This is a genomic window from Pseudomonas mangrovi (assembly GCF_003052585.1).
Classification (GTDB): domain Bacteria; phylum Pseudomonadota; class Gammaproteobacteria; order Pseudomonadales; family Pseudomonadaceae; genus Aquipseudomonas; species Aquipseudomonas mangrovi.
The window spans coordinates 432596-445859 of sequence record NZ_QASN01000002.1 but is presented as its reverse complement, the minus strand read 5'-3'; the positions used below and the strand labels follow the sequence as shown (position 1 = coordinate 445859).

11 protein-coding genes and 1 tRNA gene are annotated in these 13264 nt (G+C 63.8%); 11 read left to right on the top strand and 1 reads right to left on the bottom strand.

The features are described from left to right. Positions 1-101 precede the first annotated feature (101 nt). From DBO85_RS02100 to DBO85_RS02090, 3 genes are read left to right on the top strand one after another with little or no spacing between them, the layout of a single operon-like run. Positions 102-287: a DUF2065 domain-containing protein gene (locus tag DBO85_RS02100; RefSeq protein WP_108104805.1), complete on the top strand. Its 186-nt coding sequence runs from the start codon at positions 102-104 to the stop codon at positions 285-287. Positions 288-321: 34 nt separating this feature from the next. Beyond that, on the top strand, positions 322-1506 hold the full coding sequence (locus DBO85_RS02095; RefSeq protein WP_108104803.1) for an ATP phosphoribosyltransferase regulatory subunit: 1185 nt from the start codon (positions 322-324) through the stop codon (positions 1504-1506). A 56-nt stretch (positions 1507-1562) separates the two neighbouring features. Next, positions 1563-2855 carry an adenylosuccinate synthase gene (locus DBO85_RS02090; protein WP_108104801.1) on the top strand — a complete coding sequence of 431 codons (1293 nt, stop codon included), beginning with the start codon at positions 1563-1565 and terminating at the stop codon, positions 2853-2855. A gap of 140 nt (positions 2856-2995) precedes the next feature. Here the strand turns inward: DBO85_RS02090 and DBO85_RS02085 are convergent. Continuing rightward, a tRNA-Leu gene (locus DBO85_RS02085) sits at positions 2996-3082 on the bottom strand. Between the two features lie 213 nt (positions 3083-3295). Here DBO85_RS02085 and rnr point away from each other — a divergent pair. The 8 genes from rnr to DBO85_RS02045 all read left to right on the top strand — a co-directional run bounded on the left by rnr (position 3296) and on the right by DBO85_RS02045 (position 13262). Then, positions 3296-5818, top strand: a complete 2523-nt coding sequence (rnr, locus tag DBO85_RS02080) for a ribonuclease R (RefSeq protein ID WP_108104799.1) — start codon at positions 3296-3298, stop codon at positions 5816-5818. Next, complete coding sequence (gene rlmB / locus DBO85_RS02075) at positions 5815-6564, top strand: 23S rRNA (guanosine(2251)-2'-O)-methyltransferase RlmB (protein WP_108104797.1); 750 nt, start codon at positions 5815-5817, stop codon at positions 6562-6564. The genes rnr and rlmB overlap by 4 nt, the downstream gene beginning before the upstream one ends. A 257-nt stretch (positions 6565-6821) precedes the next feature. Then, positions 6822-7244, top strand: coding sequence for a 30S ribosomal protein S6 (gene rpsF / locus DBO85_RS02070; protein WP_108104796.1), 423 nt, complete (start codon positions 6822-6824; stop codon positions 7242-7244). A 28-nt stretch (positions 7245-7272) separates the two neighbouring features. After that, entirely contained in the window at positions 7273-7503 is a 231-nt protein-coding gene (gene rpsR, locus DBO85_RS02065) for a 30S ribosomal protein S18 (RefSeq protein ID WP_108104794.1), read from the top strand. 79 nt (positions 7504-7582) lie between these two features. Beyond that, positions 7583-8029, top strand: coding sequence for a 50S ribosomal protein L9 (gene rplI, locus DBO85_RS02060; protein ID WP_108104792.1), 447 nt, complete (start codon positions 7583-7585; stop codon positions 8027-8029). A gap of 114 nt (positions 8030-8143) precedes the next feature. Further along, positions 8144-9538 (top strand): replicative DNA helicase, encoded by a 1395-nt coding sequence (gene dnaB / locus DBO85_RS02055; RefSeq protein ID WP_108104790.1) that lies wholly within the window; start codon positions 8144-8146, stop codon positions 9536-9538. Between the two features lie 83 nt (positions 9539-9621). After that, positions 9622-10698: an alanine racemase gene (gene alr, locus DBO85_RS02050; RefSeq protein WP_108104788.1), complete on the top strand. Its 1077-nt coding sequence runs from the start codon at positions 9622-9624 to the stop codon at positions 10696-10698. Positions 10699-10967: 269 nt separating this feature from the next. Continuing rightward, positions 10968-13262, top strand: a complete 2295-nt coding sequence (locus DBO85_RS02045; RefSeq protein ID WP_108104785.1) for a YgiQ family radical SAM protein — start codon at positions 10968-10970, stop codon at positions 13260-13262. Positions 13263-13264 lie beyond the last annotated feature (2 nt).

The window sequence follows — 13264 nt, the reverse complement described above, 5'->3', positions numbered from 1 at the left end:
TGACCCGGCCGGCCTCAAGCCGGCCGGGGTGATCCCGCGAGGAAACGTGTTATGATTCGGCAGCCGGGAAAAACCCCGGCTTTTTTGCGTCTATGGGAATCATGTGGCAGGAATTGGGCATCGCCCTGTGTTTGGTGCTGGTGCTCGAAGGCATCCTGCCCTTTCTCTATCCGCGACGTTGGCGCATGGCTGTCGCACATATCGCGCAGTTGCCCGAGCGGCGGCTGCGCATGATGGGGTTGGCCAGCATGCTGCTGGGCACCGCGTTACTTTATCTGCTTCATTGAAGGCTGCCGCCCGGTGAACGAGGGGAATGGCGAAATGGCAACGGTAGACCGCTGGCTGCTGCCAGATGGCATCGAAGAAATTCTGCCGCCGGAAGCGGCGCGCATCGAGGCGACACGTCGACAGGTGCTCGATCAGTTCCATGGCTGGGGCTATGAGCTGGTGATCACGCCGCATGTCGAGTATCTCGAGTCCCTGCTTACAGGTGCCGGTCAGGATCTGGATCTGCGCACTTTCAAGGTGGTCGATCCCAAGTCCGGTCGGCAGATGGGCTTTCGTGCCGACATCACCCCGCAGGTGGCGCGTATCGATGCGCATACCCTGCGTCGCGAGGGACCAAGCCGACTCTGCTATGCAGGCAGCGTGCTGCACGCCTGGCCGCAGGCGCTGTCGATCTCGCGCAGCCCGATTCAGCTGGGTGCCGAACTCTATGGCGACGCCAGCGCTGCCGCGGATCTGGAGGTCATCAGCCTGATGCTGGAGACCCTCGATCTGGCTGGCGTGGCTGATGTGCACATGGACCTGGGACATGTGGGGATCTATCGCGCGCTGGCGGCCTTGGCCGGACTGGACGGTGCGGCCGAGCAGCAGTTGTTTGACGCTCTGCAGCGCAAGGCGACCGAGGAGGTCTTCGCGCTCACTGAGCCGTTGCCATCGCAGGTACGCGAGATGCTGCGCGCGCTGGTTGAACTCTGCGGCGGGCGCGAAGTGCTGGCACTGGCGCGTCAGCGTCTGGCTGCCGCCCCGGCTGCGGTTCGGGATGCGTTGGGCTCTCTGGAATCGATCGCCGCCGGCCTGGCGGCGCGCTTCCCGCAGATACCGCTGTATTTCGATCTGGGCGAATTGCGCGGCTACCACTACCACACCGGTGTGGTCTTCGCTGCGTTCGTGCCGGGCCTGGGTCAGTCCATCGCCCAGGGCGGGCGCTATGACGACATCGGCGCCGACTTCGGTCGTGCACGTCCGGCCACCGGATTTTCCACTGATCTGCGAACTCTGGTTGCGCTGGGCGAAAGCCGCCCTGTGGTCGAGTCCGCAGCGATCTGGGTTCCGTTGTCTGACGACGCCGCGCTCTGGGCGTGCGTGCGCGAGTTGCGTGGCCAAGGGCGTCGGGTGATTCAGGCGTTGCCTGGCCAGGGCCGCGAGTCTGCCCGTGCCTGTGGCTGTGACAGCCTGCTTGAGCTGCGCGATGGCGTCTGGCAGCTCGTTTCGTTGAATTGATTGTGTTTTCAGGCCGGTGCATGCCGGTATACAGCTTGCGCTAAGAGGAATCTGCAATGGGTAAGAATGTCGTGGTCCTGGGCACCCAGTGGGGTGATGAGGGCAAGGGCAAGATCGTCGACCTGCTGACCGAGCAGGTCGCTGCGGTCGTGCGCTATCAGGGTGGCCACAATGCCGGTCATACCCTGGTCATCGACGGTGAGAAGACCGTTCTGCACCTGATTCCGTCCGGCATTCTGCGTGAGAACGTCCAGTGCATGATCGGCAATGGCGTGGTGGTCGCACCCGACGCGCTGATGCGCGAGATTCGCAAGCTTGAGGAAAAGGGCGTGCCGGTGCGCAAGCGCCTGAAGATCAGCCCGTCCTGTCCGCTGATTCTGTCCTACCACGTCGCGCTGGATCAGGCGCGCGAGAAGGCGCGTGGCGATGCCAAGATTGGCACCACCGGACGCGGTATCGGCCCGGCGTATGAGGACAAGGTCGCGCGCCGCGGTCTGCGCGTCGGGGATCTGTTCCATCGCGAGCGTTTCGCCGCCAAGCTTGGCGAGCTGCTGGACTACCATAACTTCGTCCTGCAGAACTATTACAAGGAGCCGGCGGTAGACTTCCAGAGCCTGCTCGAAGAGTGCATGGCCTACGCCGAAGAGCTGCGCCCGATGGTGGCTGATGTCACTGCAGAGCTGCACGAGCTGCGCCGAGCCGAGCGTGACATCATGTTCGAAGGCGCGCAGGGCTCTCTGCTCGACATCGACCACGGCACATACCCCTACGTCACCAGCTCGAATACCACTGCAGGTGGCATAGCTACCGGTTCCGGATTCGGTCCGTTGTACCTGGACTACATCCTCGGCATCACCAAGGCCTACACCACTCGCGTAGGTTCGGGTCCGTTCCCGACCGAGCTGTTCGACGATGTTGGGGCGCGTCTGGCCGAACGTGGTCATGAATTCGGTTCCACCACCGGACGTGCGCGTCGCTGTGGCTGGTTCGATGCGGTCATCCTGCGTCGGGCCATCGAGATCAACAGCATTTCCGGCATCTGCCTGACCAAGCTGGATGTACTCGACGGTCTGGAGACCATCCGCATCTGTGTCGGCTACAAGAACGACAAGGGTGTGGTTATCGATGCGCCAACCGATGCCGATAGCTATCTCGGTCTGCAGCCGGTGTACGAGGATGTGTCAGGTTGGAGCGAGTCCACGCTGGGAGCCAAGAGTCTGGAAGAGTTGCCGGCGAATGCGCGCGCCTACATCCGTCGGGTCGAAGAGCTGGTCGGTGCGCCGATCGACATCATCTCGACCGGCCCGGATCGCAACGAGACCATCGTGTTGCGCCATCCTTTCGCCTGATCGGTGGACTGATGCAAGAAAGGCTGCCGTGAGGCGGCCTTTTTTGTTTCTGCATCGCATCGAGGGGCGCGCTAGTGGTGCGGGGCTTTTTTCAGCACAAACAAAAAACCGAGCCGTGAGGCTCGGTTCTTTGTGGAATATGGTGCCCAGGAGAAGACTCGAACTTCCACGGTGTTGCCACCGCTAGGACCTGAACCTAGTGCGTCTACCAATTCCGCCACCTGGGCGTTGAGTTCGACGATTTCTCGTGTACTTTCAACCACATCGACGTTTGCCGTCGTTGTGGGCGCGAAATATACGGAGCATGTGGGGGGTTGTAAAGCCCTGCTGTGAAAAAAAACTTTATTCGTGCGCCGAGGCAGACCAAGATAGCCTTATGCGCTTAAAGACAAGACGCTGAATCAAAGCATGCGACATATCAAACAGGTGAACACCCTCTAATGGCCGATTGGCAATCCCTCGATCCCGAGGCCGCCCGCGAGGCGGAAAAATACGAAAACCCCATTCCTAGCCGTGAGTTGATTCTTCAGCATCTCTCGGACCGAGGCTCGCCCGCGACGCGCGAGCAACTGGTGGCCGAATTCGGCCTGGTTAGCGAAGAACAGCTCGAAGCCCTGCGGCGTCGCCTGCGGGCGATGGAGCGGGATGCCCAGCTCATCTTCACTCGACGCGGCACCTATGCACCAGTCGACAAGCTCGATCTGATCGCCGGCCGCGTCAGCGGTCATCGTGACGGCTTCGGCTTCCTCATCCCCGACGACGGCAGTGATGACCTGTTTCTCGGCCCAAGCCAGATGCGTCTGGTCTTCGATGGTGACCGCGCGCTGGCGCGGGTCACCGGCCTGGACCGTCGCGGACGTCGTGAAGGTGGGTTGGTCGAGGTGGTGTCGCGCGCCCACGAGACAGTCGTTGGCCGCTACTTCGAGGAAAGCGGCATCGGCTTCGTGGTTCCTGACAACCCGAAGATCCAGCAGGAGGTCCTGGTCACTCCAGGCCGCACCGGCAATGCGAAGGTCGGTCAGTTCGTCGAGATCAGAATCACCCACTGGCCCACTGCGCGCTTCCAGCCGCAGGGCGACATCGTCGAGGTCATCGGCAACTACATGGCGCCGGGCATGGAAATCGACGTTGCCCTGCGCAGTTACGACATTCCCAATGTCTGGCCCGAGGCGGTGGTGAAGGAAGCGGCTCGGCTCAAGCCCGAGGTGCTCGAGAAGGACAAGGAGAAGCGTGTCGATCTGCGCGACCTGGCGTTTGTCACCATCGATGGTGAAGATGCCCGTGACTTCGACGACGCGGTCTATTGCGAGAAGATCGGCGGCTGGAATCCGTTCAAGGGTGGCTGGCGTCTGTACGTGGCGATCGCCGACGTGTCCCATTACGTCAAGATCGACTCTGCGCTGGATGAAGAGGCGCAGAAGCGCGGCAACTCGGTGTATTTCCCCGAGCGGGTGATCCCGATGCTGCCGGAGGAGCTGTCCAACGGCCTCTGCTCGTTGAATCCGCACGTCGATCGTCTGGCGATGGTCTGCGAGATGACCATCTCCAAGGCCGGCAAACTCAGCGATTACCAGTTCTACGAGGCGGTGATCCATTCCCATGCGCGTCTGACCTACAACAAGGTCAGTGCGATGCTCGAGCAGCCCAAGGCGGCCGAAGGCAAGCGCTTGCGTGGCGAATACGCCGAGGTGCTGCCGCATCTCAAGGAATTGCACGCGCTCTATAAGGTGCTGCTGGCGGCGCGCGCCACACGCGGCGCGATCGATTTCGAGACGCAGGAAACGCGCATCGTCTTCGGTGCCAACCGCAAGATCGCCGAGATCCTGCCGACCCAGCGCAACGACGCGCACAAGCTGATCGAGGAATGCATGCTGGCGGCCAACGTCGCCACCGCCGAGTTCATGCAGAAGCACGGCATCCCCTCGCTCTATCGCGTGCATGACGGCCCGCCGCCGGAGCGCCTGGAGAAGCTCAAGGCGTTCCTCAGCGAGCTGGGGCTGTCGCTGCATCGGGGCAAGGAAGGGCCTTCGCCGAAGGACTATCAGCAACTGCTGCAGTCGATCCAGGGGCGTCCGGACTTCCATCTGATCCAGACCGTGATGCTGCGCTCGCTCAGCCAGGCGGTGTACAGCGCCGACAACAACGGCCACTTCGGTCTCAACTACCCGGCCTACACCCACTTCACCTCGCCGATCCGTCGTTATCCGGATCTGCTGGTGCATCGCGCCATTCGCAGCGTCATCCGCTCGAAGATGGACACGCCGCACGTGCGCCGTGCCGGCGCTGCGAGCATGCCCAAGCCGCGGATCTATCCGTATGACGAGGCGGCGCTGGAGCAGCTCGGCGAGCAGTGCTCGCTGACCGAGCGGCGCGCCGACGAGGCAACCCGCGACGTGGTCAGCTGGCTCAAGTGCGAGTTCATGCAGGATCGCGTCGGCGAGAGCTTCGAGGGTGTGATTACCGCGGTCACCGGTTTCGGTCTGTTCGTCGAGCTCAAGGACATCTACGTCGAGGGTCTGGTCCATGTGACCGCGCTGCCGGGCGACTACTACCACTTCGATGCGGTCCATCACCGCCTCAAAGGTGAGCGCAGTGGCAAGAGCTTCCGCTTGGGCGACAGCGTCGAGGTCAAGGTCATGCGTGTCGATCTCGACGAGCGCAAGATCGACTTCGAGATGAGCGAGCGGCAGATGGCAAAGCCGGTGGCCAAGAAAGGGCGCACCAACGAACCGGCCCGCGCTGAAGGCAAGGACAAAGCTGCTGCTGGCGAGAAGAAGAGCTCGGCGCCACGCAAGCGTTCGCGCTCCTCGGCTGCCGAGCCGGCCGGCGCCGACCTGAAGAAGAGTCGTGCGCTCAAGCAGGCTCTGGTCAGTGAGGCGAAGACCGCCGGCAAGACCAAGGATGCGCCGGCCAAGGGGTCAGGGCGCCGCGGTGGTTCGCGCAAGCCCAAGGACAAGGCATGAGCCAGCTGGAGAAGGTCTACGGCCTGCATGCGGTGGAGGCGCTGCTGCGTCACCATCCCAAGCGAGTGAAGAAGGTCTGGCTGGCCGAAGGGCGCAGCGATCCGCGGGTTCAAGCCCTGCTCGCCATCGCCGCGCAGGAGCGCGTCGATGTGGGGCAGTGCGAGCGTCGCGAGATGGACGCCTGGGTCGAGGGTGTGCACCAGGGCGTGGTGGCGGATGTCAGTCCCAGCCAGGTCTGGGGTGAGGCGATGCTCGACGAGTTGCTCGACCGCACCGAAGGCGCGCCGCTGCTGCTGGTGCTCGACGGGGTGACCGATCCGCACAACCTCGGCGCGGTGTTGCGGACCGCCGATGCGGCGGGTGTGCAGGCGGTGATCGTGCCCAAGGACAAGTCCGCCACCCTCAATGCCACGGTGCGCAAGGTGGCCTGCGGCGCTGCCGAGGTGCTGCCGCTGGTGGCTGTGACCAATCTGGCGCGGACGCTGGAGAAGTTGCGCCAGCGCGGCCTGTGGACGGTCGGCACGGCCGGCGAGGCCGAGCAGGAAGTCTATGAGCACGACTTCACAGGGCCGACCATCCTGATCATGGGCGCCGAGGGCAAGGGCATGCGTCGGCTGACCCGTGAACACTGCGACTATCTGGTCAGGCTGCCGATGGCAGGTAGCGTCAGCAGCCTGAATGTCTCGGTAGCGACCGGTGTCTGCCTGTTCGAGGCCGTTCGCCAGCGTCGCGCGCCGCGCAGCTAGCAGCCTTGTCTGGCCGGCCCGGGCGCTGCAATCGAGCGCGCGGCCCAGCCAGGCAGAGCGCCAGCCCTGCGGCTTGTCGAGTTGCGGCGATCTTTGGTGTCGGCGTGCTTGCGGTGTGCCCTCCCGGTCCGTACAATCGCGCCCCTTGCCAATCGGCCGTGCCCTGTGTGCGCCTCGCTTCGGCAAGCCATAACGAATCAATTCACTCCTTGCCTGACCGTACTTTTCCGGCAGGCTGCAACCCGTAAGGAGCATCTATGCGTCATTACGAAATCATCTTTCTGGTCCACCCGGATCAGAGCGAGCAAGTCGGCGGCATGGTCGAGCGTTACACCAAGCTGATCGAAGAAGACGGTGGCAAGATCCATCGTCTGGAAGACTGGGGTCGTCGTCAGCTGGCCTATGCAATCAACAACGTTCACAAGGCTCACTACGTGATGCTGAACGTCGAGTGCAGCGGCAAGGCCCTGGCCGAGCTGGAAGACAACTTCCGTTACAACGATGCCGTGATCCGTAACCTGGTCATTCGTCGCGACGAAGCCGTTACCGAACAGTCCGAGATGCTCAAGGCGGAAGAAAACCGCAGCGAGCGTCGCGAGCGTCGCGATCGCGTTGAAAGCACCGACTCCGCCGATGGCGATGATGGTGACAACAGCGACAGCGACAACGCTGACGAGTAATTTCCGGATCTATTGAGGAGCCAATCTCATGGCACGTTTTTTCCGTCGTCGTAAGTTCTGCCGTTTCACCGCTGAAGAAGTGAAGGAGATCGATTACAAGGATCTCAACACTCTGAAGGCCTATGTATCCGAGACCGGCAAGATCGTTCCCAGCCGTATCACCGGTACCAAGGCTCGTTATCAGCGTCAGCTGGCTACCGCTATCAAGCGCGCCCGCTACCTGGCCCTGCTGCCCTATACCGACAGCCACGGCCGCTGAGACCACGGTCTGAGCTCATCCATGCGCGGCGGCCTGCCGTCGCGCCGGTGAAGGTTAAAAGTTAAGAGGTAAGACTCAAATGGAAGTCATCCTGCTGGAAAAGATCGCCAACCTGGGCAACCTGGGCGACAAAGTGAACGTGAAGTCCGGTTACGGCCGTAACTTCCTCCTGCCGCAAGGCAAGGCTACTGCTGCCACGCCGGCCAACGTCGCTGCTTTCGAAGCGCGTCGTGCCGACCTGGAAAAAGCAGCTGCCGACAAGAAGGCCTCGGCCGAAACTCGCGCTGCGCAACTGGCCGAACTGGAAGTCACCATCACCGCTACCGCGGGCGATGAAGGCAAGCTGTTCGGTTCCATCGGCACCGCCGACATCGCCGACGCCCTGACTGCCTCCGGCGTGGAAGTGGCCAAGAGCGAAGTTCGCCTGCCGAACGGCACCATCCGCCAGGTCGGCGAGTTCGACATTGCCGTGCACCTGCACAGCGACGTCGAAGCCACCGTCAAAGTGGTTGTGGTCGCTGCCTAAGCTGCGACAAAGCGCCTGACACCTTCGGTGTTCGGCGAGTAACATCGGGCACGATTCGCGCAAGCGTCTCGTGCCCTTTGTCTTTCTATGCAGTAGTGAAATTCCGCGAGCCCCATGAACGATATCTCCGTCCCCGAGCAGTACGACCTGCAGACCGCCTCGCTCAAGGTCCCGCCGCATTCGATCGAGGCCGAGCAGGCCGTGCTCGGCGGTCTGATGCTGGACAACAACGCGTGGGAGCGGGTGCTCGATCAGGTTTCCGACGGCGACTTCTATCGTCATGATCATCGACTGATCTTCCGCGCCATTGCCAAGCTGGCCGATCGCAACTCGCCGTTCGACGTGGTCACGCTGTCCGAGCAACTGGACAATGAGGGTCAGCTGAGCCAGGTCGGCGGACTGGCCTACCTGGGCGAACTGGCCAAGAACACGCCTTCGGTAGCCAACATCAAGGCCTACGCGCAGATCATTCGCGAGCGCGCCACCCTGCGCCAGCTGATCGGCATCAGCAGCACCATCGCCGACACCGCCTTCAACCCGGAAGGGCGCACCGCGGCCGAGGTGCTCGACGAAGCCGAGCGGCAGATCTTCCAGATCGCCGAGGCGCGTCCCAAGACCGGCGGCCCGGTCGGGGTCAACGATCTGCTGACCAAGGCCATCGACCGCATCGACACGCTGTTCAATACCGCGGACGCCATCACCGGCCTGTCCACCGGCTACGCCGACCTGGATGACAAGACCAGCGGCCTGCAGCCGTCGGACCTGATCATCGTCGCCGGCCGTCCGTCGATGGGCAAGACCACCTTCGCCATGAACCTGGTGGAGAACGCGGTGCTGCGCAGCGACAAGGCGGTGCTGGTGTATTCGCTGGAAATGCCCGGCGATTCGCTGATCATGCGTATGCTGTCCTCGCTCGGTCGGATCGACCAGACCAAGGTGCGTTCCGGCCAGCTCAGCGACGACGACTGGCCGCGCCTGACCAGTGCGGTGAACCTGCTCAACGATCGCAAGCTGTTCATCGACGACACCGCCGGCATCAGCCCCTCCGAGATGCGCGCGCGCACCCGGCGCCTGGTGCGCGAGCACGGCGACCTGGCGATGATCATGATCGACTACCTGCAGCTGATGCAGATTCCCGGCTCCTCCGGCGACAACCGCACCAACGAGATCTCCGAGATCTCGCGCTCGCTCAAGGCGCTGGCCAAGGAATTCAATTGCCCGGTAGTGGCGCTGTCGCAGCTCAACCGCTCGCTTGAACAGCGCCCGAACAAACGCCCGGTGAACTCCGACCTGCGTGAATCCGGTGCGATCGAGCAGGACGCCGACGTGATCATGTTCGTCTATCGCGATGAGGTCTATCACCCGGAAACCGAACACAAGGGTGTCGCCGAGATCATCATCGGCAAGCAGCGTAACGGGCCGATCGGTACCGTGCGCCTGGCCTTCCTCGGCAAGTACACGCGCTTCGAGAATCTCGCGCCGGGTAGCTACAACTTCGACGACGAGTAGTGCTGAGCCGTGTCGCGGAGGCTGCCCGGTCGGCCTCTGCGGAGTAAGATGGCGGCCTTCGTTCCCGCCCTCGGAAAATCCCCATGCGTCCCCTCGTCGCCACCGTCGATCTGGCAGCCATTCGTCACAACTACGCCCTGGCCAAGCGCTGCGCGCCGGGCCGGCAGGCCTTTGCCGTGGTCAAGGCGAACGCCTACGGACATGGCGCGCGCGAGGTGGTGACGGCCCTGCATGACGAGGCGGACGGCTTCGCGGTGGCCTGTATCGAGGAGGCTGCCGAGGTCCGTGCCCTGCATGCCGAGGCGCGGATCCTGCTGCTGCAAGGCTGCTTCGAGCCGGCCGAGTTTCAGGCCGCAGCGCGCATGCGCCTGGATGTGGTGGTGCAGGGCCCGCAGCAGGCCGAGGCGTTGCTGGCGGCCGAGTTGGCCGTGCCGCTGAATGTCTGGCTCAAGCTCGACAGCGGCATGCACCGGCTCGGCTTCGACAGCGCCGCCCTGCGCAGCTGGCATCCGCAGTTGTGCCGGGCTCGCCAGGTGGCCGAGCTGAACCTGATCAGCCACTTCGCGTGCGCCGACCTGCGTGGCGATTCGCTCAACGAAGTACAGCTGGAGTGCTTTCTCGATCTGCTCGACCTGGATTTCGACCAGCGCTCGCTGGCCAACTCCGCCGCCGTCACCAGCATGCCTGCCGCGCACCTGGACTGGATCCGGCCGGGCATCATGCTCTACGGCGCCACGCCCTTCGCCGACCTGAGCGCCGCCGAACTGGGCCTGCGGCCGGCAATGAGCCTGACCGGCGCGGTGATCGCCCTGCGTGATGTCGCGGCAGGGGAAAGCGTCGGTTATGGCGCCAGCTGGGTAGCCAGCCGTCCCTCGCGGATCGCTACCGTCAGCTGCGGCTACGCCGACGGTTATCCGCGTCATGCGCCCAGCGGCACGCCGGTGCTGGTCGACGGGCAGCGTGCCGGACTGGCCGGGCGTGTGTCGATGGACATGCTGGCAGTGGATGTCACCGACCTGGGCGGTGTGCAGGTCGGCTCGCCGGTCGAGCTATGGGGCGCCGCGCTGCCGGTCGACGAAGTCGCCCAGGCCTGCGGCACCATCGGCTATGAGCTGCTGACCAAGGTCACCGCGCGCGTGCCGCGGCGCTACCAGGCCTGAGCGCGCAACTTTCCCGAGTGCTGCGGCGCAATGCCCTGCGGTTATTGCGTCCAGGGGGCAACAGGCAGCGTGCATTGCGCCTGCAGTTTCCGGCGATAGCGGCGCACTGCGCAGCCGGCGCCGTTAGCCGCTCGAGCGGGCAATGAAATTTGTCCGTCCGCGCTGGCCAGGCATGCAGCTGCCCGAGAGGCCTAGCGCCATAGTCGGAATTGTTCATTTTTTGTGCTATCTTGCGCGCCCGCTTTTTCCCACGAGTCATTGATCCGATCATGCACGCCGCCAAGCCGCTGTTCGACTATCCCAAGTACTGGGCCGAATGCTTCGGGCCCGCGCCCTTCCTGCCGATGAGCAGGGCGGAGATGGATCAGCTCGGCTGGGATTCGTGCGACATCATCATCGTCACCGGCGATGCCTACGTCGATCATCCCTCGTTCGGCATGGCGATCATCGGTCGTCTGCTCGAGGCCCAGGGTTTCCGCGTCGGCATCATCAGCCAGCCGGACTGGCGCTCGAAGGACGACTTCATGAAGCTGGGCGCGCCGAACCTGTTCTTCGGCGTGGCGGCGGGCAACATGGATTCGATGATCAACCGCTACACCGCGGACAAGAAGATCCGCTCGGACGACGCCTATACCGCCGGCGGCCTGGCCGGCAAACGCCCGGACCGCGCCAGCCTGGTCTACAGCCAGCGCTGCAAGGAGGCCTACAGTCAGGTACCGGTGGTGCTTGGCGGCATCGAAGCCTCGCTGCGCCGTATCGCCCACTACGACTACTGGTCGGACAAGGTGCGCCGCTCGATCCTGATGGACGCCACCGCCGATCTGCTGCTCTACGGCAACGCCGAGCGCGCCATCGTCGAAGTGGCCCAGCGCCTGTCGCGTGGCGAGTCGATCCAGGCCATCAGCGACGTGCGCGGCACGGCGTTCATCCGTCGCGATACGCCCGATGGCTGGTTCGAGATCGACTCCACCCGCATCGATCGTCCGGGCCGGGTCGACAAGGTGATCAACCCCTACGTCAACACCCAGGACACCTCGGCCTGTGCCATCGAGCAGGACAAGGGCGCGCAGCCCGATGAGGACCCGCAGGAGGCCAAGGTGGTGCAGCTGCTGCATCATCCGCGCCTGGAGCGCGAGCGCACCGTGATCCGCCTGCCGTCGTTCGAGAAGGTCCGCGGCGATGCGGTGCTCTACGCCCACGCTAACCGCGTGCTGCACCTGGAAACCAACCCTGGCAATGCGCGGGCGCTGGTGCAGCGCCATGGCGATCTGGACATCTGGCTGACACCGCCGCCGATCCCGCTGACCACCGAGGAGATGGATTACGTCTTCGGCCTGCCCTATGCGCGGGTGCCGCATCCGGCCTACGGCCAGGAGAAGATCCCGGCGTACGAGATGATCCGCTTCTCGGTCAACATCATGCGCGGCTGCTTCGGCGGCTGTACCTTCTGCTCGATCACTGAGCACGAAGGGCGCATCATCCAGAGCCGCTCGCACGAATCCATCCTCGCCGAGATCGAGGAAATGAAGAAGGTACCGGGCTTCACTGGCGTGGTCTCCGACCTCGGCGGGCCGACTGCGAACATGTACCGCATCGCCTGCAAGAGCACCGAGATCGAGCGTCACTGCCGCAAGCCCTCCTGCGTGTTCCCGGGTATCTGCGAGAACCTCAATACCGACCACAGCTCGCTGATCGAGCTGTACCGCAAGGCGCGCGCCCTGCCGGGGGTGAAGAAGATCCTGATCGCCTCCGGGTTGCGCTACGACCTGGCGGTGGAGTCGCCCGAGTACGTCAAGGAGCTGGTCACCCACCACGTCGGCGGCTACCTGAAGATCGCCCCGGAGCACACCGAGCGGGGCCCTCTGGACAAGATGATGAAGCCGGGCATCGGCAGCTACGACCGCTTCAAGCAGATGTTCGAGAAGTACTCGAAGGAAGCCGGCAAGGAGCAGTACCTGATCCCCTACTTCATCGCCGCCCACCCCGGCACCAGCGACGAAGACATGATGAACCTGGCGCTCTGGCTCAAGCGCAACGGCTTCCGTGCCGACCAGGTGCAGGCCTTCTATCCGTCACCGATGGCCTCGGCGACGGCGATGTATCACTCGGGCAAGAACCCGCTGCACAAGGTCACCTACAAGAGCGACGGTGTGCAGATCGTCAAGAGCGAGGAGCAGCGTCGTCTGCACAAGGCCTTCCTGCGCTATCACGATCCGAAAGGCTGGCCGATGTTGCGCGAGGCGCTCACCCGCATGGGCCGTGCGGACCTGATCGGCAACGGCAAGCACCAGCTGATTCCGGCGCATCAGCCGCAGGTCGACGAATACAAGAGCGCGCGGCGCAAGAACTCCACCCCGGCCGGCAGCAAGAAGGCCGGTGCCGGCGGCAAGCTGCTGACCCAGCACACCGGTCTGCCGCCGCGCAGCCACGACGGCAACCCCTGGGACAAGCGCGAGCAGGCCAAGGCCGCCGCGGAAGCCAAGCGCAAGGCCGAGATGGGCGCCGGCAAGGCGGGCAAGGGCGGCAGTCGCAAGCCTGCCGCGCGACCTGTGGCGCCGCGCTGATC

What these genes read in the sequence shown, in the direction of transcription:
- DBO85_RS02100 (WP_108104805.1), top strand. Translation starts at nt 102, where the DNA reads ATGTGGCAGGAATTGGGCATCGCCCTGTGTTTGGTGCTGGTGCTCGAA.
- DBO85_RS02095 (WP_108104803.1), top strand. Translation starts at nt 322, where the DNA reads ATGGCAACGGTAGACCGCTGGCTGCTGCCAGATGGCATCGAAGAAATT.
- DBO85_RS02090 (WP_108104801.1), top strand. Translation starts at nt 1,563, where the DNA reads ATGGGTAAGAATGTCGTGGTCCTGGGCACCCAGTGGGGTGATGAGGGC.
- rnr (WP_108104799.1), top strand. Translation starts at nt 3,296, where the DNA reads ATGGCCGATTGGCAATCCCTCGATCCCGAGGCCGCCCGCGAGGCGGAA.
- rlmB (WP_108104797.1), top strand. Translation starts at nt 5,815, where the DNA reads ATGAGCCAGCTGGAGAAGGTCTACGGCCTGCATGCGGTGGAGGCGCTG.
- rpsF (WP_108104796.1), top strand. Translation starts at nt 6,822, where the DNA reads ATGCGTCATTACGAAATCATCTTTCTGGTCCACCCGGATCAGAGCGAG.
- rpsR (WP_108104794.1), top strand. Translation starts at nt 7,273, where the DNA reads ATGGCACGTTTTTTCCGTCGTCGTAAGTTCTGCCGTTTCACCGCTGAA.
- rplI (WP_108104792.1), top strand. Translation starts at nt 7,583, where the DNA reads ATGGAAGTCATCCTGCTGGAAAAGATCGCCAACCTGGGCAACCTGGGC.
- dnaB (WP_108104790.1), top strand. Translation starts at nt 8,144, where the DNA reads ATGAACGATATCTCCGTCCCCGAGCAGTACGACCTGCAGACCGCCTCG.
- alr (WP_108104788.1), top strand. Translation starts at nt 9,622, where the DNA reads ATGCGTCCCCTCGTCGCCACCGTCGATCTGGCAGCCATTCGTCACAAC.
- DBO85_RS02045 (WP_108104785.1), top strand. Translation starts at nt 10,968, where the DNA reads ATGCACGCCGCCAAGCCGCTGTTCGACTATCCCAAGTACTGGGCCGAA.